Raw genomic sequence first — 18536 nt, forward strand, 5'->3', positions numbered from 1 at the left:
CAGGCAGAGTCGCCACTGCAGCCCCACCGGCAACACAGCGACGGGGAGGACAAACAGCCCCAGAAAGTGACACCCAAGATGAAAACGACCTCTAAAAGAGCGTTTTATCCCGGCGGTGGGTGTTTGGTAGTGCCGACCGGCCGGTCAGGTCCGGGAGGTCGCGTCGACGCGGTTGGGGTGCCCTGACCTCGCCGGCGGTCGATGTCAGCGTCGGGTGAGAGGATCACCTTCACGTCCCTGCCTCATCCCGATGATCTGACTTCGCTGGTCCTGCGCACCGACTTCGGTGACGAGGGAGCCTGGGATGCGGTTCGAGCCGCACTCGACGCTGCTGGCGAGTATCCCCATGCCACGTATGTCAGCGACCTTCGCTTCGCCGGCGTGGATGTCCAGGCACTCCTGGACGAAGAAGCTGCCGCGGAAGAAGACGACCAGATCGTCTACATGTTCCTGGCGGACGCGACCACGATGGACGATCCGGGCCACCCAGTCCTGGCCATGGACCTCTCGGACGAACCTGGGCGAACGTTCAGGGTTCCGGCGCAGCGGTTTCCGGACGTGGCTGCCAACCTCAGCATCGCCAACATGGACTTTGCGGACTTCGCCGATGCCGCTGATGGATCAGGGACCTTCCGCGGCTTTGACGGGGGCTGACGCCTCACGTCGAGGCACGCCCGGGGCGGGCTGTGTGTCGCGCCGGTTCAGTGTGGCTTCGTGCGTGAGGCGACGGCTCATCAGGTCGATCACCGCGAGGCGGATCAGCGCCTCGGAGCGGTGTGGGTGGGTTTCGTAGTCGCGGGCCAGACGTCGATGATGCATGAGCCGGCCGAACGTCCTCTCCACTACCCGGCGGCGGGAGATGACCTTGAAGCCCTTCTGGCCGGGTCGCGTTGGACGACTTCGACATCGATTCAGAGGCGGGCACCCTGATCGATTGCCTTGGTGCGGTAGCCGGCATCTGCCCACGCCTTGGCCGCGCGCGGGTCGGCTTTCGCGATGTGTGAGAGCACCTGGATGCCGCCGGCGTTGTCTGAGACGTTCGCGGCGGTTACCAGCACAGCCAGGAGGAGGCCGAGGGTGTCGACGCCGATGTGGCGCTTGCGGCCTGCGATCTTCTTGCCCGCGTCGATGCCCTGGCCGGCCGCGGGCACGTTGGCGGAGGTCTTGACGCTCTGGGCGTCCCGTACGCACGCGGTCGGTTCGACGTCGCGGCCTTCGGCCTCACGGACCAGTCGCCGCAGCACACCGCTGAGCTGGTCGAAAACGCCGTCCTTCTGCCATGCGGCGAAGTACCCGTAGACCGTCTCCCACGGCGCGAAGTCGTGCGGCAGGTAGCGCCAGGGAATGCCTGTGCGGTCGACGTGAAGGACCGCGTCCATGATCCGCCGCAGATCGCGCTCGGGCGGCCGGCCTGTGTCCAGACCTTTCCCTCTCCGCTCGGCCGGCCAGGCCGACAGAATGGGCTCCGTCAACTCCCACCGGGCATCGGACAGGTCGCTTGGATACGGTCGCTGTCGGCGCATGTTCCGGTAGTAGCGGGACCAGCCCCTCGACCACAGGGCGCAAACGGGGGTGAGCGGGGGCGCCTTGGGATCAGACAGGAGCGAAGGACAGAAACGGACCCTCGACCGTCGTCACCCACCACAGATGTCACGAAGGCGACCACCAACCTCAGCTTTACATGCAGATCACCTATCCAAGAGCCCACCAAACGCTCCCGCTGGGGCAAAACGCCCTTTTAGCTTGACGTTTATGGTCCGACGTCGAACGAGGATCGAACTTGTTCGGTGTTTTCCCAGTTCACCAGCGGTATGAGACTCCGCGGGCCGATTCTGTGCTGAGCGACAACGCAGCACGGAGGCCGGGATCGTGGGACTGGTCGAGCATGAGATTCAACGAGACGCGTTCACGGTGGTGGCGGAGTTCCGCTCGGAGTTGTACGCGTGCCTGACCGCACGGAGCGACGCCCTGTTCGAGTTGTGCGACGCGCTGCTGTGCACCGACGGTCCGGTCCGCACCCTCGTGGACTTGGCGCTCGCTCCCGAGCATCGACGCGGGCACGGGGTGTTGTACTCCGGGATCAACCACGGCCGGATTGACCTCGCCCGGCTGAGGCGGGCACTGACCAGCGTCCCGCTTCCCCGAGCCGGCGACGGTCGGCTCGTTCTGGCGGTGGACGTCTCCCCGTGGTTGCGGCCGGACGCCGACACCTCCTCGGACCGCTCCTTCTGCCATACCTTCGGCCGAGGTCTGGGCAAGCACCAGATGGTGCCCGGCTGGCCGTACTCGATCGTCGCCGCCCTGGAGACCGGCCGGACCCCTCGTGGACCGCGCTGCTGGACGCGATCCGGCTCGATCCCGGTGCCGACTTGGCCGCTGTCACCGCCGGCCAGGTCCGCGACGTCATCCAACGCCTGGTGGACGCCGGCCAGTGGCGGGATGGGGACCCTGCGGTTTTAGTTGTGCTCGACGCGGGCTACGACGCGCCCCGCATCGCCCACCTCCTGGCCGACCTGCCGGTGGAGGTTCTGGGCCGGCTCCGTTCCGACCGGGTGATGCGCAAGCCCGTTCCGGTGCCGTGGATCTGCCCGCCGCAGGGCGGCCGCCCGCCCAAGCACGGCGGCGAGTTCATCTTCGGCCGACCCGAGACCTGGGGCGAAGCCACCGCAGCGACCGTCACCAACACCGACCGATACGGGACCGCGACCGCGCAGGCATGGGACCGGCTGCACCCCCGGCTGACCCGACGGGCGGCCTGGCTCGATCACGAGGGCCCGCTGCCCATCATCGAGGGCACCGTGATCCGGCTGGCAGTCGCAAAGCTGCCCAGCGGCGGGGTGAACAAGCCTGTCTGGCTGTGGTGGTCGGGCACCGGCGGCCGCCCCGCCGACGTCGACCGGTGCTGGCAAGCGTTCCTCCGCCGCTTCGACGTGGAACACACGTTTCGGCTGCTCAAGCAGACTCTCGGGTGGACCCGGCCCAAGCTGCGGGACTCGGCGGCGGCAGACCGCTGGACCTGGCTCGTCTTGGCCGCACACGCTCAGCTCCGCCTCGCCCGCCCACTCGCACGCGACCTCCGACGTCCCTGGGAACGACCCGCGGAACCGAACAGGCTCACCCCCGCCCGGGTCCGGCGAGGGTTCAGGAACCTGCACGCGAAGACGGGCACGCCGGCCGGTGCACCAAAACCCACTCGCCCCGGCCCCGGACGCCCGGTCGGCTCGAAGAACCGACAGCCCGCCACCCGCTACGACGTTGGACGCGTCCTCGCCACCGGCGAGCCCTACGCCCGCCCCGCTCACCACAAGAAAGGCACCAAACCGCGCCGCGGCAGCAGCCCCGCCACCCCCGTTCATCGTCACGATCCCGACGATGTTGGATAGCGGCATGGTGAGACGCAAGAAGGAGAAGAAGAAGCGGCCCACCTGGGGCATTCCGAAGGGGATCGTCCTCTTGGCGACGCCGGAGGGCTGGCGCTTCATGATCCAACCCGTGGAAGGTGGAATGCTCTGCGGGCGCCTGGACATTCCGATCAATACCGACCCGCAAGATGCGCGAGCCGCTGCGGCAGTCATGGTGGTGGAACTTGCGCGCGACGTCCACGACACCGACGTCGAGGTGACCTGGGATCCGCCCCCGGAGCCCTGGTCATGGACCGCCCAAGTAACCCTCGCCACGCCGATCGAACCTGCCCCGTCGGGCACCGGAGGTTAAACGGCAAGTTTAGAGACTGTTGCGTAAATCGGCACGGATGCGACCACTCCGACCTCGTATACGCCAGCATGCTCACAGGCGCCTGCGCCGTCGTTACCCGGACCGCTCCCACGGGGCTGGACCCGGCCTGGGCCGATACCGCCCTGGAGGAGCCCGGAATCCTCCAGGACTACTACGAGCGCTACGTTCCGCCCACCGACCCAGAAACCGCCGTCCCGACCGGAGGCTGCCACCGATGACTTCCCGTCCCGAGACCGCCCGCACCCTCGGCCTGGAACCCCACCCCGAAGGCGGCTGGTACCGCAGGATCTACACCTCTCCCGTCACCGTCCCGCATCCGGCCGGCCGCGGTCAGCGGCCGTCGGCCACCCTCATCCACTTCCTGCTGGCACCGGGGGAACGGTCCCAGTGGCACACGGTGGCCAGCGACGAGATCTGGCTCTGGCGCGACGGCGGCCCCCTCGCCCTGCACATCAGCCCGCCCGGGCCGACACCGACCACGGTCACCGAGTACCGCCTGGGATCACACCGTTCCCCCGGCACCGAGCTGGAGGTGTGCGTGCCCGCCGGCCACTGGCAAAGCGCCTGCCCCGCCAGCGACGAAGAGGTCCTGGTGAGCTGCCTGGTGACACCCGGGTTCGACTTCGCCGACTTCACACTCCTCACACCGCCGTAGGGGGGCGCAAGGGTGCCCTCCGGCGAAACCGAAACCCAGCAAGGCGGACGCTGTGGTGCGTGCCGTTACCTGCCCTGCGCGGTCAGGAGCAGGACCAGAGCCTGGGCGCGGGTGGTGCCGAGCGCGGCGGCCACCGCTTCGGCGGAGACACCGTCGTCGCGAAGCGCGCCGACGGTCTCCCGGCCGACCCGGGCGGCGATCCGCTCCAACACACCGGCGGCGCGGCGCGGCCAACGGCGCGTCCGCGGCCGTGACCGTCAGCTGCCCGGCCATCCCTACCAGGAGCGCGGCCAGCGGCTCGGGCAGCGGCACGGCCGTATCGCGGACGACGGACAGGTGCGCGCTCCAGTCCGCAAGCGGTCCTGCGAGGTCGACGACCGCTTCGTACAGGGGCCGGTCGCCGACCGTCTCCCAGTCCAGGGAGTACTCCGCGGCGCTGCGCCATCCGCACGCGCACACCGCCCGAAGAGCCTCGACACACAGACGGCGGGCCCGGCTCGCTGTCGCCAACCAGTACACCCGCCGCGCCCGCGTGCGCGTCCCGGATGTCGTCTTCGGGGGCGCTTCACAGCTGTAGCAGCGCCTGCTGCGCTCCCTCGTCTCGTCGGCGTCACGCGTGAGCGGCTTCTTCTCGGTGCCGAGGCTGCTGTTGGCCGGGTTGTTCTGCGCCCATTCGTAGGCCCCTGCGGCGGCCCCGTAGGCGGACTTGCTGATGGTCACCTGGGCCAGTCCTCGGTGACGATGCAGCCGGGGTACGCGCCGACCAGCCCGTCACAGCGCAGCGAGGGACCCGCCCAGCTCTGGTGGCTGATGACGGAGCCGCGTCGGTGCTCAGCACCTCGCCCTGGTAAGAGATCCGTGTGCGCTGCGCGATCCCGCCGCCCCGGACGGTGGAGTCGCAGGACAGCGTGGCGATCGCCTCGAACGAATCCTTCGGCGGATGGACCAAGACCTTCACCGACCCCCGGCTCTGCGCAGCCATCGTCGACCGCCTTACCTTCGGCGGCAACATCATCCAGACCGGCACCGAGTCTTACCGCCTCGCTCACACCAAAGCCCAAGCCGATCGCGCCGAAGCAGTCTGACCGGCAGGCATCGGACCCCGACAGCCTCCTTGAGAATCAGGGGCCAGAGTTGTCGACGAACCCCACGATATCGAGGTATTCGATTTTGGGCGGGGCGCCATAAACCCCCGTCACCTTGTCGACGAGCTCCTCCGTGAAGAAGGCGCGGCCTTTCTCCTCGTCATCCCACACGTAGAAGTTCCTTGCCTGAACGCCGTCTTCGTCGAGCATGAAGCTCTTGAAGCGAAGGCCGACCATGCCTTCGAACGGTCCTCGGAGTTCGCTGGCAATCTTTGCGAGAGCTGAACGATCGAACTTGTCGCTCTGCGTGAAAGTCACGAGCACGCCGATCATCGGGCCTCCTATCGATCGAGTGATGCTAGCGGCGGATCCTAGTACACGCGGCCGGACATTCTGGTCGATAGGCCGCGAGTCGGAGGCGCGGCTCGCGGTCGGCGATGCGGGCCAGGAGGACATCGAGCTTTGCGTGCGTGAACGCCTGCTCGAACCGTCGAGCGATTTGGCGGTGCAAGGACAGTCCTTCATCCGGATCGCTCCGAGGCAGCCACGCCGTCAACCTCCGGTGGCCGACGCTGGGCCACGTCGCGGCCGAAGCACCGCGACCATCAGCTCGCACAAGATTGCGACATCAAGACTCATCGATGTTGATCAATCGGCCCCCTCCACGCGCCCCCCAAACTTCTCGACGAATGACTCCCCCAGAAGTCGTCATAGCCACAGACGATCACCCACTTCAAGGGCTGGTACGTCACCGAGGGCACGACCGGCTACCGGACCATCAGCACCAGCACCAGCACCCAGACCACCATCTCGGTCGCCGTCGGCCTCAACGGCACCGTCCAGGGCAGCTTCGCCGTCGAGACCCTCGGCACCGTCGGCGCGAGCCTGGGTCTGAACGTTCAGGTCGACTACTCCTCCACCAGCAGCGTGTCGAATTCGGTCACGTGGAATTTCCACCAGCCCGGCTACTACGGCGCCTACAAGGGCACCAAGAAGGTCACCGGTACGTACGCAAGCCTCAACTGCAACCGCGTCCAACAGGGCGACAGCAGTTGGGGGTTGAAGTGGATCGAGGGGCCCGGCAGCGGCAGCTTCACCACCTACACCACCCTTGAGGAAGGCGCGGTGCGCTGCCAGGACAAGGTGCCCGCCAACAGCATCATGGCCAAGGCGCAAGACCTCCTCGACTGCGGCTCGGCCGCCGCGAAGGCCGAGCACCCGGCGGGGGCGGTGGCGCCGACGGCGAAGCAGATGCGGGACCGCCTCGTGCAGCGCCCGGCTCTCACCAGCGGCACGTCCGCCGAACAGCCCAAGGCCACCGGGCGTAGCGCGCGGGCCTCTCTCAACTGCGAGCCAGGCTCCTACAAGATCGCTGTACCCGGCAAGCCCCTGTCCTGGGGCGCGCCGCTCCTGGCGGCCGACGGTGTCCGCCTGCGGCCCTCAACGATCTTCAGCGCCCACCTGGACAACTGGCGGCTGTGCAACGTGACGGAGCACAACCAGGTCCTCGAAGCGTCCCTGTGGAACTGGGGCAACGGCGGGTGCGCGACCATCGCCGAGCAGGACGCGGCCACGGAACGGGCGGTCCTGATGACGGCCCCCTGCACGGAGGACGGCCTCCAGCGGTTCTACATCTACCGCGACGTACCCGGCAGCTCGATGGTCGGTGTACAGAACAAGTACACCGGCTCCATGATGGGCCACGACCGGTACGCGGACGGGGAGTTCATCCGCCAGTACTCCAGCGGCAGGCAGGACGGTACGGGTACGTACACCCTGATCGGAGTCTGACGGCCCACACCCCGTGAGCGGCCCCGCACGTGAACCCCCGATCTCCCGGTTTCGTGCGGGGTCCTCCGCGTCCCTACTCCGGCCGACCGCACCGGCAGTTGCCCGGAGTTCTTCGAGTGATTCTCAGCGAAGGTTGATGACCGGCGTTCTTTCTCACCGATGGTTAAGCGCGCTGGTCAGAGCGCTGTAGTGATCAGCGCCGGAGGTGGACGTCGTGACTCCCGCCGTGCGCCGGCCCGCACGCGGACACGCGCACCGAGCACCGAGCACCGAGGGCTGAACAGGTTTCTGACCTACCGCGCGGCCATCACTCGATGTTCGGTGAGAATGCTCAACCTTCACTGCGGCAGATCAGTTGGATACCAGCCCCCCGCAACACATCCCGAAAACACAACACCCCGATGGGGTTAAATCCAACATTCAGGTGAGGTTAATTCTGCTAGGGTTCGGGGTGGAGGTGGGCCATGCCGAGCCAGGAAGAGCTGTTCGATGCGGTGGACGCACTGCTGGAGGGCGAGCCGCGGCTGCCGTCTCCGGCGGAGCGGGCGCGGCTGCGTGAGGCGGCCGGTGTCACGCAGGCCCGGCTCGCGGCCGCGTTGAAGTCGACGCCGCAGACGGTGAAGAACTGGGAGAACGGCCGCTCCGAGCCGAGGCCGCCGCGGCTTCAGGCCTATCTGCGGCTGCTGGAGGGCTGGGCCGAGCGGTACCCCGCGCCGGCCGCCTCCGAGTCCGTGCCCGCACCCGCTCCGGTTCCGGAGGCGTTCACCGGCCTGGTGGAGCAACGCGCCGAGCGCGCCCCGGCCGCCGTCGCCGCTGCACCGGATCCGGTCGTGAAGGCGCCCGTGGAGGTGGCCGGTCCGTCGGCGACGTCGCGCCGCCCGGCGAGGAAGGCCGCCGCGCAGCCAGCTGTCGACCCTCGGTTCCCGCACGGCCCGCTCGTGGTCCTGGACGGTGACGGAAGCGCGTACGGCGTGGACGGCATCGTGCTGGACTGCCCGGCCACCACCGTCGCGCAGTTGGCCGAGTGGACGCTGAAGGAGTCCGGGCTCGGTACGCCGCGGCTGAACCGCAACGGCAAGGACTCCGATCCACTGGTCGTGCTGACCGCGGCGGCCGCCGTGAAGCTGGGACTGCCCGAGCGCCTGGAGGGCCACGAGCAGCGCCGCTCCCTGCGCCTTGAGGACGACCACCCGGTCGTCAAACAGGTCGCCAGGGCGAAGTGGAAGCTGACGCAGCGCGGCTTCGGGCCGTGGGCGCGCATCTACCGTCCCGCGCAGGCCGGGCAGCGCCAATGCGTGCAGCTCGCGATCCTGTCCTGGGACGCGCTCGATGCACGGTCCTGGCCCGGTGTCGCGGGCATGGACCCGGCCGACATCGCCCGTGTCCTGGGTACGTACGCGGCCCGGGTGATCGCACCGCGCGGCTCGACCGCCACCTCCGGGCTGGAGCTGATGACCGCGCTGCGCCCGCCGACCCGCGCCGTGAAGAACGAGACCACGGGTGAGTGGGCGTCCGCCTACAACCCGGGCTCGCTCGGCACCGAGCCGATGGACCCCGCACCGCCGGAAGCCCCGACCGAGCACCCGGTCGCGCAGGGATGGACCGGCGGGGTTCTGGACGAGGAGGCCTACCAGTGGGTGCGCGAGGTCGAGCTGCTGTCGGATGAGGAGTGCCTGCTCCCGTACGCGGTCGGCCTGGACCTGAACACCGCGTTCCTCGCCGCCTCCGCGCGCCTGGTCGTCGGACTGTCCGCACCCGACCACTTCCACGCACCGAAGTTCAACAAGAAGATCCCCGGCTCCTGGCTGGCCGACCTCTCCCACATCGAGCTGGACCCTCGCCTGCCGTCACCGTTCACCCCGACCGGGCAGCGGCCGACCGGTCCGGCCTGGTACCAGACCCACACCCTCGCCTACGCCCAGGAACTCGGCCACGACGTCGCCCCCATCGAGGCATTCCTGCGCAGGGAGACCGGCGCGTACCTGGATCCGTGGCACGACCGCCTCAAGACCGCCTACGCCGACACACTCGCCGACCTCGGTGTGACCGCGGACTTGGACGACCGGCAGTTCCTCGCCGCGATGGAGCAGCACAAGGACGTAGATCCGGGGATGGCGGCCGTGCTGGCCGCTATCAAGGCGACGGTCAAGGGTGGCATCGGCAAGCTGCGCGAGCGCCCGCAGGGACGGCACTACCGCGACGGCGAGCGGTGGCCGGCGCTGGATCGGCCGACCTGGCGGCCCGACATCCGGGCCGCGGTCATTGCCAAGGCCCGGGTCAACATGCACCGCAAGATGGCCAACGTCGCCAAGGCCACCGGGCAGTACCCGCTCGGCGTCCTCTCCGACTGCGTCGTCTACGCCAGCCCTGGGCCCTCCCCGCTCGACTTCCTGCCCTACACCACCTCCGGCAAGCCGCTCCCCGGCTCCTTCCGCCTCGGGACGACGCCGGGCCTCGCGAAGGTCGAAGGGGTCCAGGAAATGGCGTGGGCCGTCGACCTCATGGAGAAGGGCCTGAACCCGGCCCGCCACATCAAGGGCGGCGACGCCGTCACGGACGAAGGAGAATAGAAGCCGTGGGGGACATCGACGACGCTCTGGAGCGCGCGGGCCGCGAGACGTTCACACGGGAACCGCCCAAGACCCTGAAAGGGCGCATCAACTTCCTGATGGGCAAGCTGAAGACCACCAACGCCGTGGCCGCCGAGCTCGGCGTCAGCCAGCGCTCCATCGAGCGCTACCGCACCGGGGAACGCAAAACTCCGCCCAAGGCGATCACCGACCGCATCGACGCCGCCGTACGGGCCCGCTGGCAGCCCAAGGTCCGCGACCGCCGCCGCAAGGAAGCCGCCACCCGCACCGGCATCACCGTCGAAACACGCGCCCGGTTCGGCTACACCGCGCCCATCGGCACCACCGACGACGGCCGCATGCGACGCCTCACCGTCCACCTCCCGCCCGCGTACGCGCAGCACCTGTTCGACGCCCAGCAGCAAGGCGCCGGCGATCCGGAACTCCGGGCGATCGTCGCCGAAGGACTCCAGGAGACCTACTTCAAAGACGGCGGTACCCGCGCCGACCACCTCGAAGTCGAACTCACCGACATCGACTACATCGACGTGTCGTTCTGAGGAGAGGGCCGGGCGGTCACGTCCACCCGGATCTGCGACTGAGTGCCCGGTTGATTCCGACGGCTCTTCCGTGACGGCGACCACGTCCTGGAAGAGCAGGCCAGGGACTGGGTCCCGGGCGTGGCCGGGTGCTTGACGGTCAGTCCGGACGTGCCGGCGGGCAGGGCGTCGCCGGGAACGGCATGGCGGCCGTACGACAGGAGATTTCGGGGTCCGGGACTGCCCGGAATACTAGACCCGGGCGGGTGTTCCGTCTGGGTCCAGTCCGTGCGGCCATCTGCCCGCCAGGACGTGGAAGGGAAGGTCACCGGTGTCGGCAGCCTTCCGGTAGAGGGTTTCGGCTTCCTTCCCGCGGCTTGCCCGTTCCAGCAGTCTCGCCAGATCTACCAGGGCTCGGCTGTCTCCGGCGTCAGCGGCCCGCCGGTAGAGCTGCTCGGCACCATCATGGTCTCCACGTTCCTGCCGCAGGAGTGCCAGCCGGGCCAGTACATGGGTGGTGCCGGACTCGGCCGCGCGGATGGCTACCTCCTCGGCGCCGCTCGCGTCCCCTCCGCGTTCCTTCATCAGCGCAAGGCGGACCAAGGCCCGGTTGCTGCCCCGGGCGGCGGCCTTCCGGTACACGCGTTCGGCCTTGTCGAGGTCTCCGTCGTCCTCGCTCATCAGGGCCATCTGAACCAGCGCATGGTTACTGCCGGCGTCGGCCGCCCGATGGTAGAGACGTCGGGCGCCGTCGCGATCTCCCGCGCGCTCCCTCATCAGAGCCAGGCGAGTCAGGGCCCGCGCGACTCCTCCTGCGTTGCTCTTGGGGTGGGTGTCGCCGCCTTCCGTCGCCTGACGGTAGAGCTGCTCAGCAGCCTCGTGGTCCCCGGTACGCTCTCGCACCACGGCAAGGTCAACGAGCACCCGGCTGTCTCCCTTCTTCGCGGCCCGGCGGGCCAGGGCATCTGCACCGTCACGGTCTCCGGCCCGCTCGCGCAGGAGCGTCAGGTCGATCAGCGCACGCATGTTTCCGGCATCCGCCGCCTGGCGATACAGCGCCTCCGCCTGCTCACGGTGGCCCATGTCGTCTTGCATCAGGGCCAGGCGGACCAGGGTGTGGGTGTCGCCGAGGGCTGCTGCCTGCTGGGCCAGAGCGTGCGCGCCGTCGTGGTTTCCGGCGTTCTGCTGGATCAGGGCCATGGCGGCCAGTGCTCGAGGGTCGCCGGACGTGGCGGCCTTGGAGGCCAGGCCGTCGAGTGCAGAAGTGTCCTCTGCCCGTTCCTTCGACCACGCCAGTCGCAGCAGTGCCCGTGTGCTTCCTGCGTCGACGGCTTGTCGGTAGAGCGCTTCGGCTGCGTCGCGCTCCCCCGCTTCTTCGTGTGCCTCGGCCCGTCGGATCAGCCTGCGGACGTCCTCTGTGTCGCTCGGGGGAGCCGGAGATCGGGCCGCGCCTCGGGTACCGGGCGTCTTGTGCATCAACCCGTCTGTCACATCGCCGAGTGCCGCGGCACGTTGGCGAAGGTAGTGGGCCCACTGAAGCCGGTGGCGGGCATGGGCCGCGTGCGCAAGGCTGCTGAGCTCGTCGGGGCTCGTGAGGTGGCTGTAGGCGGCGTCCCAGAATGATGCGGGCGGGCATAGAGTCCGGCGGTCCCTACGACCGTACTGCTCCAGGTAGTCGGCAAGCCGGAAGAACGGTCCCCGTGTGGGCGATGCCGAGGGTTCTTGCACCGGGGCACCCGGCCGGCGACGCGCTGGGCGGATGCGAGAGCGGTGCAGGGGTGTCTGTTTTCCGTGGACGGGCAGCACGAGATCGGCGAAAGCCGCCTCGGCCCAGTCGTCGGTGAGTTGGCTGAACTCGTAGTCGCTGAGGTAGTCGACAGCGGCGTCGGTGAGAAACTCCTGGGGCAGGTGGAGACCGGCGCCGAACCTCCGTGCGTCCATCGCCGCTTTGAGCAGTGCTTTGGCAGCCGGTGTGCTGTTCTCATATCTTCGCAGCAGTTCCGGGGCCCCGGCGAGGTCCTGGGTCACGCACCCGTCGCCGCTCGTTCTGGTGAGGGCAGCGGCCAGCAGTCGGTCTCCCCTCGCAGCGAGAACGGAAGCACTGCGTAACGCCGCCCCGTCGAAGGATTCGGGCACGCCGACCAGCCGCCCGGCGAGGAGTTCCCTGACTCTGCTGTAGGGGTCGGGCCCGCCGGGCGTCGGTGGCAGGGCGTAGCTCTCGGCGAACTCGGGCCACAAGGTTCCCAGGATGAGGACGGGACCGCGTTCAGAGTCGGTGAGCAGTGTGTGCAGGGCCGCTGCGAGTTCCTGGCCGGCTCCAGGGGCGTCGAGGTAGTGCTGGGCCTCGTTGAGCCACACGACCGTGCGTGGCTCAACCGTTTCGATGCCATCGAGCGCCGCCTGCGCGCGTGTCGGGGCGAACGGGTGCCAAAGGCGCCAGCCATTCTTGGCCAGCGGTTGCACGGACTCCCAGCAGGCCCTGGTTTTGCCGGTCGATGACGAACCGACCAGCACGAGCAGACGGCTGTGCCCCTGAGCTGCCTCCCGCACCACCTGGGCCATGACTCGGTCGTGTGGCCGGCGGACGTAGCCGGGAAGCGGGCGTTGTGCTGAGGTGGCGGACCGGCCCTGTCCGGGCAGCGGTCCTGCGGGGTGGATCTCCAGGTCGTGTGGATCCCATGCGCTGATGGGCTTGCCCACCCCTTGGCTCGGCGTTGGCGCGCCGACCGAGGTGCTCTCCGGGGTCCGGCCGAGGCCGATCAGCTCTTCGGCCGGGAGTCGTAGTACGCGGGCCAGAGCCGCAAGCGTACGGGGCGAGGGGACGGGCCCTGCGGGGCGGAAGGCCTCCTGGACAGTGGTCCGTCCCAGCCCGGCTTGGCGCGCCAGTTGTGTCTTCGTCAGCCCGCTGCGGGCCAGCCCGTTCTCCAGCCGGGCGCGCAGTCCGATTAGCCCTGACGGCCCCGGCGTCAGCTCTTCCACCTGTCCCCCAGCCCCGGTGCCCGACGTTCGGTGGTGTTCATCTTCGTTCACCCACACCCCGTCGAACAGCCCTTCCGCGAGCGTCGGTGGCGTCGTCGTTCCCGACTCCAAGGAGCTTCCATGCCAGGGATCGCTGTTGTCCTGCTCGGCACTGGTCTGGTGATGGTCATCGCGCTTTTGGCTGCGGCCGCGGCCGCCAAGATCGCCCGCTTGACGGGGGCGACGTACCCTTCGGCGGTGATGAAGGCGGCCACCACGTTCGCCGGCGCCGTGGCCCTGGCCGCCACTGTGGCCGCCACGCTCGCGCAACTCCTCAGGTGACAACTGCCGCTTCGGTCCCCGCTGTCGGCGGCATCGGCGTTGCCAGGTGAACTCCGGGCGGGCCCTGTTGCCGGCAAGGGGTACGCCCCGACGCCGGGACAGGGCGGCATCGAGTGCGCCGGACTCCGGCCGAGCGGGTCGGTGGGCACAAGGGAAGCGGCCGGTGCGTGTCCGCACGAGGGCACGCTCGGGTGCGGGAGCGGGGGCGGGGTGCCCGACCCCGATCCCCGCTTGAGCGCTGCCCTTGACCGTCAAGCCGGCTGTCGTCCGGTCTGGCGGACGGTCAGAGCTGGTCCTTGGTCTCGCACCAGAACAGACTGGACGGGTACGACACGGGCACGTCGCACTTTGCCCGCCTTCTAACGGGCTGGCCGGCGTCGAGCTGCTCACCCGTGATGGTGATCTGGCCCTTCCACCACCAACCGGATACGAAGGCCCATGTTTGGGGCGTCGCTATCCAGTCCGTACACACCAAGGTGTCCGACTGGTTGTGGCCGCAGATGAAAATCCTGTCCGAGTACCGCGTGCTGACCGCGACGGTCTGCCCATTGCCGGCGGCCGCAGCAGGCCCCGCCGTGGCGAGTATGCCGATGCACGCCATTCCCAGGGCTGCAGCCGTGGCACTGAGCCTGCCGACGTCACTTCTCTTCATCATGGGTCCCCCCGAGTCTCCGGTGCAGTGATCTTGAGGTGCGACGCCATTGTGCATGTTCCCTACCAGCAAGCCCAGTTGATATTCCAAGCGGGAGATCACGGCAGTCCGAGCGTGCCTCCGATAGGTCGTCGTCGGGCGAGCGCGCGCTAGCGTGTTCGGCGGGCTGGGAGGTGGTGGTGCCGGTGTCACAGCTGGGGGACGTACGGGGCGAGGCCGACGATGAGGATGGACCGTTCGCCCGGCCCTGGCTCGGAGCCCGCGCGGACCGGGCCGACGTAGTGGCTGACTCTGTGGTCGTGGACGGCGTAGCCGTCCAGTGGGTCCGTGAGGGTGAAGTCGGCGTGGATGTCTGCCCACGGGTCCTCGGGCTGCAGGCCTGCGCTGCCCGGTGTGGCGATGACGTTCTGCCCGCCGGTGACGTTGGTACGGCTGATCAGGTGGGCGAAAGTGAACGTGCTGGCGGAACCTCCGTCCTGGTGCAAGCAGTTCGGGGAGGAAACGGCCTCCTGGCCGGGACGGTCGACGCCGAGCCTGATCAGGTGGACACCGGCCCACAGCGGCCGTCTCCCCAGATTCTTCAGGGACAGGACCTGTTCGATGTCCCAGCGCAGGAGTCGCAACAGCAGAGCGTTGCCGCGCAGCGCCTCTGGGATGTCGGGGAGCACGCGCCGCGTCCGCGGGTGCTCAGGGTCCTCCTCGCCCTGGGAGAAGTCGGTGACCGTACCGTGTACGGGGTCGGGGGCTCCGGGAATCCAGGACAGTTCGCCCTTCCACGGCAGGTACACGGCGTGGGAGTACCGGCGGAACCGATTCGTCCCCGGAGCGTACGGGTCAGGCGGCAGAGCCTCGAAGGCCTCCCGGATGCTGGCCAGGTCCCTCGCAGCGGAGCCGTCCGGGTGGATACCGAGTTGCTCAGCGCCGTAGCGGACGAACCCGCGCTCGCGCAGACCGTCCATGCCTTCACCCGGACCCCCCGCATCAGAGTGCGATCGCCCCTGGGGTTCAGCCTTTTCCACGTGTTCCTCCAACGGGTCACCACAAGGGCTATGGTGCTGAAGGCCCGTGCCGGCCCCAGCCATGCCTCCCCCGTGACGCCCCGGGTTTGACGCGGCCCTGCGATACAAGGCCACAACCCTTGCGGCGTGCTCGTCGCACGGCCGCGGCTACGGGCTGTCCGGCTGCTGAGCGTCCTACGGGTCGCCGGAGGACGCAAATCCGATCGGCGAGCCTTCAGCGGCTTCGGCACCATGCACCGGGGCCCGGGGGTTGCGCGATTGGCGGGTCCGGACGCACCGGTGCCCCGGCGGAATCACCCGCTGGGACACCGGTCACTGTGTCGTGATCACTGCTCCGTGCGCGAGCACCTGGAACACGACCGGCTCAGCCACCGCGCTCGCGCCCGCAGCCGCTACTGCCGGCCCAGGTCAGCCAGGTGGTTCCGTGCACATCATAAGGGCCGCCGCAGCTGGCGAACTCACCTCGCAGCCCGTCCGAGGCGTCGTCCGGGAAGCCCGGATCTTCCGCCGGGGGACGGAAGCCGAAGGAGTTGCGGATCCCGAAGAGGCAGGCCAGGCCGTCGTAGGCGTTGCCCCTGTTGAGGAGGAAGAGATCAATGCCGACCTCCCATACGGAGTCCTCGTCGTCGGGGCCCCACAGGCGGCCCCCCGGCCGGCATTCGATCATTCCGCTGACGTCGGTCGACATGGAGCGATCCTGGCTGCGCAGGCCAGGAGCCAGCATCTCCCCGGTGGGCGTGGCTGCTCGACAGCCGCACCCACGGGCGGCCCGCCACCATCCACGCCGAGTGCTGCCAGCACGCCAGCGACCGTGCACACCCGCTGGGCACCGGCCGCGCTCGACGCGCTCGCACGCCCCAGCACCACGGCGTGCAGCGTGCAGCGTGTGCGACGCCGCCGAGGCGCTGCTGCCGATCCTCGCCCACGGCCGGGACGAGGTGCCCGCCCCCGGCGACTGTTCACAGGTCAGACGGTCGGGGACGCGGTGCAATCGTGGCGTTGGTAGCCCGCGTCCGTCGCCATGCCGGTCCAGGAAGAGCGCCGGATCGCCGAGCGCGGCCGCGCCGACCCGATGGCTTGAAAGGCACTCAAGCCGCCTCGGTGAAGCGGTCGCGTAATCAGTGGGCGGTCAACGCGTTGACGAGCTGGGCGAACTCCGTACGTTGCCGGTCGGTCAGTGCGGCGTAGAGCGGCGCCTGCATCTTGTCGGTGAGTTGCTCGGCACGTTGCAGTCGGGGGACCTGTGCCGCGGCAACGGGGTGTGGCTCATGCCAGCCGTAGTGGGTTGCCTGTTCGACACCGAGGTTGATGACCATGGCCTCTTGGCCGCTCAGCCCGCACAGGCGCACCGCGGCCAGATGGCAGGCGCCACGGTGTTCCCGTAGTACGTGTACGCGCTGCATGGCCGCGCCCACCGGGTCGTCGCCGGGGCAGGGCTGTGCGCGCCAGCCGGCGAACAGGGGAAGGGCGTCGGCGTCGGCGTGGTCGATCAGCTGCTGTGCCAGGTGATTGAAGTGCTCCACGTCGACGTCGCCGGGGATGTGGGCACGTCCCCAGGTCCGGACGGCCTGCGCATAACAGGCGGCGGCCTCCTCGGCCGACATCACGGGCCGTCCCGCCAGCCAGCCCGCGGTAACGAGGTGGGGGCCGAGGAAGCCCTGTACCGCTTGGATCACCGAGACCGGCGCCTCGCCGAGCACCCCGAACCGTCCGCGGCAGTAGAAGCCGCGCCCCGGGGCGAACCCGGCACTCAGACCGACGGCGGCCGTCGCCTCGTCGGACATGAACTCGTCACCGAAATCGTGGATGGGCCGGGCAACCGCGGAGATGCAGTCGAAGATTTCCATGCGCTGAAGATCACCCACACCAACTCAGTAGGTCAAGGGGATGATTTCTGATGGAACCGTTTAGGTAATCTATCGAATCATGCTGGATATACGCCGTCTGCACATGCTCAAGACCGTCGCCGCCCGCGGCTCGATCGCCGCGGCCGCCCAGTCACTGGCGCTGTCCGCCGGTGCCGTGTCCCAGCAGCTCTCCGCGCTGCGGCACGACGTGGGAGTCGACCTGCTGCGCCCCGACGGGCGAACCGTGGCACTGACGGAGGCGGGCCGGGTGCTCCTCGAACACGCCGACCGGATCTTCGCCGCCGTGGAGGAAGCCGAATGCGCCATCGCAGCGGCCAAGGGCACGGTCGGTGCCACCGCCACGCTCGCCGCATTGCCCTCCACCGTCGCCAGGATCGTGGCCCCCGCACTCACCGCACTGGGCTCACACCACCCGCAGCTCACCGTGACCTGCCTCGTCACCGACCAGGCGCAACTGCGGGAACTCACACTCGGCAGCGTCGATGTCGTACTGGGGCAGCGCTACCATCACCGACCCGACGCGACACCCCGGGGCATCGAGGTCTCACCGCTGCTCGACGATCCACTGCTCGTCGTCACCGCAGCCGACCACGCCGACGGACGGCCCGTCGCCCTGCGGGAACTGGCCACGCACAGCCTCGCCCTGCCGCCGGTGACCACGGACTGCGGACAGGCCATCCTGCAGGCCTGCCGCCAAGCCGGCTTCACACCCACGACGCGCTACATCACCGCCGACATCGCCGCCCAGCTCACCCTCGCACGGGCCGGCCTCGCCACCGCGCTCGTCCCCCGAACGGCCATCGACCCGACCTCACCAGGAATCCGCACGGCACCCATCGAGGACCACCCGATCCAGCGCCTCCTGTTCGCCGCGACCCGTCACACCGAAGCCGCGAACCCGACGACCACGGCCGTCATCGCAGCGCTGCTCGCAGCCGTGCGGCAGGATCGCACCACCTGCCACCCGCCCGCCTAGGACCGGTCCGTCGAGCCGGTTCGAACGCTTCGACCCGAGTCGGAAAGCGGCGGCGGCAAGCCAGACCGTCAGCTCAACGCCAAGCAGAAGATCATGACGGCGGCCACACGGCCGGTCCGGTACTCCAGGCCATCGCCGCAGGCCACCACGTGGTGCAGGGGCACCGTCCCTCAGGTTCACCCTCGACCCCAGCACCCGATTCCCGCACCTTGATGGGGCCTGGCCTGCGGTGGGGCTTCCGCGGATGTGCGCGGCCTCCCTTGACCGTCCTCCCGGGAACCAAGTGACGGGATCCGGGATTTCCCTGACCTCACGCCCACGCCGGCTCCGAGATGTGCGCCACCGT

Annotated in this window: 15 protein-coding genes and 4 pseudogenes; 11 read left to right on the top strand and 8 right to left on the bottom strand. The window is 69.0% G+C overall.

From position 1 onward, the window contains the following. Window positions 1–201: 201 nt before the first annotated feature. Window positions 202–654, top strand: coding sequence for a DUF6924 domain-containing protein (locus tag ACZ4YL_RS19140; RefSeq protein WP_468117754.1), 453 nt, complete (start codon window positions 202–204; stop codon window positions 652–654). Here ACZ4YL_RS19140 and ACZ4YL_RS19145 read toward each other — a convergent pair. Further along, window positions 622–1523, bottom strand: a pseudogene (locus ACZ4YL_RS19145) (IS5 family transposase). The gene ACZ4YL_RS19140 and the pseudogene ACZ4YL_RS19145 overlap by 33 nt on opposite strands. A gap of 346 nt (window positions 1524–1869) precedes the next feature. Here ACZ4YL_RS19145 and ACZ4YL_RS19150 point away from each other — a divergent pair. The 4 genes and pseudogenes from ACZ4YL_RS19150 (at window position 1870) to ACZ4YL_RS19165 (ending at window position 4390) form a co-directional block, all read left to right on the top strand. Beyond that, window positions 1870–3383: pseudogene (locus ACZ4YL_RS19150) on the top strand (NF041680 family putative transposase). Between the two features lie 4 nt (window positions 3384–3387). Continuing rightward, window positions 3388–3714 carry a hypothetical protein gene (locus ACZ4YL_RS19155; protein ID WP_355981774.1) on the top strand — a complete coding sequence of 109 codons (327 nt, stop codon included), beginning with the start codon at window positions 3388–3390 and terminating at the stop codon, window positions 3712–3714. Window positions 3715–3782: 68 nt separating this feature from the next. Beyond that, on the top strand, window positions 3783–3953 hold the full coding sequence (locus tag ACZ4YL_RS19160; protein ID WP_468117756.1) for a hypothetical protein: 171 nt from the start codon (window positions 3783–3785) through the stop codon (window positions 3951–3953). Beyond that, on the top strand, window positions 3950–4390 hold the full coding sequence (locus ACZ4YL_RS19165; RefSeq protein ID WP_468117757.1) for a cupin domain-containing protein: 441 nt from the start codon (window positions 3950–3952) through the stop codon (window positions 4388–4390). Before ACZ4YL_RS19160 ends, ACZ4YL_RS19165 begins: the two co-directional genes overlap by 4 nt. A gap of 65 nt (window positions 4391–4455) precedes the next feature. On the opposite strand, the gene ACZ4YL_RS19170 is transcribed toward ACZ4YL_RS19165, so the two are convergent. Beyond that, window positions 4456–4602: a hypothetical protein gene (locus tag ACZ4YL_RS19170; protein ID WP_468117758.1), complete on the bottom strand. Its 147-nt coding sequence runs from the start codon at window positions 4600–4602 to the stop codon at window positions 4456–4458. Window positions 4603–5283: 681 nt separating this feature from the next. Between ACZ4YL_RS19170 and ACZ4YL_RS19175 the strand changes: the two are divergent. Then, window positions 5284–5475, top strand: a pseudogene (locus tag ACZ4YL_RS19175) (ATP-binding protein); the annotation flags it as partial. A gap of 36 nt (window positions 5476–5511) precedes the next feature. Here ACZ4YL_RS19175 and ACZ4YL_RS19180 read toward each other — a convergent pair. Then, window positions 5512–5808 (bottom strand): hypothetical protein, encoded by a 297-nt coding sequence (locus ACZ4YL_RS19180; RefSeq protein WP_468117759.1) that lies wholly within the window; start codon window positions 5806–5808, stop codon window positions 5512–5514. A gap of 387 nt (window positions 5809–6195) precedes the next feature. Between ACZ4YL_RS19180 and ACZ4YL_RS19185 the strand changes: the two are divergent. The 3 genes and pseudogenes from ACZ4YL_RS19185 to tpg all read left to right on the top strand — a co-directional run. Then, window positions 6196–7266 (top strand): annotated as a pseudogene (locus ACZ4YL_RS19185) (hypothetical protein); the annotation flags it as partial. Between the two features lie 464 nt (window positions 7267–7730). After that, complete coding sequence (tap, locus tag ACZ4YL_RS19190) at window positions 7731–9836, top strand: telomere-associated protein Tap (RefSeq protein ID WP_468117760.1); 2106 nt, start codon at window positions 7731–7733, stop codon at window positions 9834–9836. Between the two features lie 5 nt (window positions 9837–9841). Then, window positions 9842–10396: a telomere-protecting terminal protein Tpg gene (gene tpg, locus ACZ4YL_RS19195; RefSeq protein ID WP_468117762.1), complete on the top strand. Its 555-nt coding sequence runs from the start codon at window positions 9842–9844 to the stop codon at window positions 10394–10396. 231 nt (window positions 10397–10627) lie between these two features. Here the strand turns inward: tpg and ACZ4YL_RS19200 are convergent, their stop codons facing one another. Next, the gene (locus ACZ4YL_RS19200) at window positions 10628–13465 is read right to left on the bottom strand and encodes a tetratricopeptide repeat protein (RefSeq protein ID WP_468117763.1); all 2838 of its coding nucleotides are present in this window, start codon (window positions 13463–13465) and stop codon (window positions 10628–10630) included. A 9-nt stretch (window positions 13466–13474) separates the two neighbouring features. Between ACZ4YL_RS19200 and ACZ4YL_RS19205 the strand changes: the two genes are divergently transcribed. Further along, window positions 13475–13675, top strand: a complete 201-nt coding sequence (locus tag ACZ4YL_RS19205) for a hypothetical protein (RefSeq protein WP_468117764.1) — start codon at window positions 13475–13477, stop codon at window positions 13673–13675. 283 nt (window positions 13676–13958) lie between these two features. Here the strand turns inward: ACZ4YL_RS19205 and ACZ4YL_RS19210 are convergent, their stop codons facing one another. From ACZ4YL_RS19210 to ACZ4YL_RS19225, 4 genes are all read right to left on the bottom strand, one after another. Beyond that, window positions 13959–14429: a hypothetical protein gene (locus tag ACZ4YL_RS19210; RefSeq protein WP_468117765.1), complete on the bottom strand. Its 471-nt coding sequence runs from the start codon at window positions 14427–14429 to the stop codon at window positions 13959–13961. An 86-nt stretch (window positions 14430–14515) separates the two neighbouring features. Continuing rightward, window positions 14516–15286 carry a 2OG-Fe dioxygenase family protein gene (locus ACZ4YL_RS19215; RefSeq protein WP_468117767.1) on the bottom strand — a complete coding sequence of 257 codons (771 nt, stop codon included), beginning with the start codon at window positions 15284–15286 and terminating at the stop codon, window positions 14516–14518. Window positions 15287–15710: 424 nt separating this feature from the next. After that, window positions 15711–16034: a hypothetical protein gene (locus ACZ4YL_RS19220; RefSeq protein ID WP_468117769.1), complete on the bottom strand. Its 324-nt coding sequence runs from the start codon at window positions 16032–16034 to the stop codon at window positions 15711–15713. Between the two features lie 430 nt (window positions 16035–16464). Next, window positions 16465–17193, bottom strand: coding sequence for an SCO6745 family protein (locus ACZ4YL_RS19225; RefSeq protein ID WP_468117770.1), 729 nt, complete (start codon window positions 17191–17193; stop codon window positions 16465–16467). Window positions 17194–17272: 79 nt separating this feature from the next. On the opposite strand from ACZ4YL_RS19225, the gene ACZ4YL_RS19230 reads away from it, so the two are divergent. Then, window positions 17273–18190 (top strand): LysR family transcriptional regulator, encoded by a 918-nt coding sequence (locus ACZ4YL_RS19230; protein ID WP_468117772.1) that lies wholly within the window; start codon window positions 17273–17275, stop codon window positions 18188–18190. Window positions 18191–18536 lie beyond the last annotated feature (346 nt).

This window comes from Streptomyces sp. NPDC030021, from assembly GCF_055574035.1.

What these genes read in the sequence shown, in the direction of transcription:
- ACZ4YL_RS19140 (WP_468117754.1), top strand. Translation starts at nt 202, where the DNA reads ATGTCAGCGTCGGGTGAGAGGATCACCTTCACGTCCCTGCCTCATCCC.
- ACZ4YL_RS19155 (WP_355981774.1), top strand. Translation starts at nt 3,388, where the DNA reads ATGGTGAGACGCAAGAAGGAGAAGAAGAAGCGGCCCACCTGGGGCATT.
- ACZ4YL_RS19160 (WP_468117756.1), top strand. Translation starts at nt 3,783, where the DNA reads ATGCTCACAGGCGCCTGCGCCGTCGTTACCCGGACCGCTCCCACGGGG.
- ACZ4YL_RS19165 (WP_468117757.1), top strand. Translation starts at nt 3,950, where the DNA reads ATGACTTCCCGTCCCGAGACCGCCCGCACCCTCGGCCTGGAACCCCAC.
- ACZ4YL_RS19180 (WP_468117759.1), bottom strand. Translation starts at nt 5,808, where the DNA reads ATGATCGGCGTGCTCGTGACTTTCACGCAGAGCGACAAGTTCGATCGT.
- tap (WP_468117760.1), top strand. Translation starts at nt 7,731, where the DNA reads ATGCCGAGCCAGGAAGAGCTGTTCGATGCGGTGGACGCACTGCTGGAG.
- ACZ4YL_RS19205 (WP_468117764.1), top strand. Translation starts at nt 13,475, where the DNA reads ATGCCAGGGATCGCTGTTGTCCTGCTCGGCACTGGTCTGGTGATGGTC.
- ACZ4YL_RS19215 (WP_468117767.1), bottom strand. Translation starts at nt 15,286, where the DNA reads ATGGACGGTCTGCGCGAGCGCGGGTTCGTCCGCTACGGCGCTGAGCAA.
- ACZ4YL_RS19220 (WP_468117769.1), bottom strand. Translation starts at nt 16,034, where the DNA reads ATGTCGACCGACGTCAGCGGAATGATCGAATGCCGGCCGGGGGGCCGC.
- ACZ4YL_RS19225 (WP_468117770.1), bottom strand. Translation starts at nt 17,193, where the DNA reads ATGGAAATCTTCGACTGCATCTCCGCGGTTGCCCGGCCCATCCACGAT.
- ACZ4YL_RS19230 (WP_468117772.1), top strand. Translation starts at nt 17,273, where the DNA reads ATGCTGGATATACGCCGTCTGCACATGCTCAAGACCGTCGCCGCCCGC.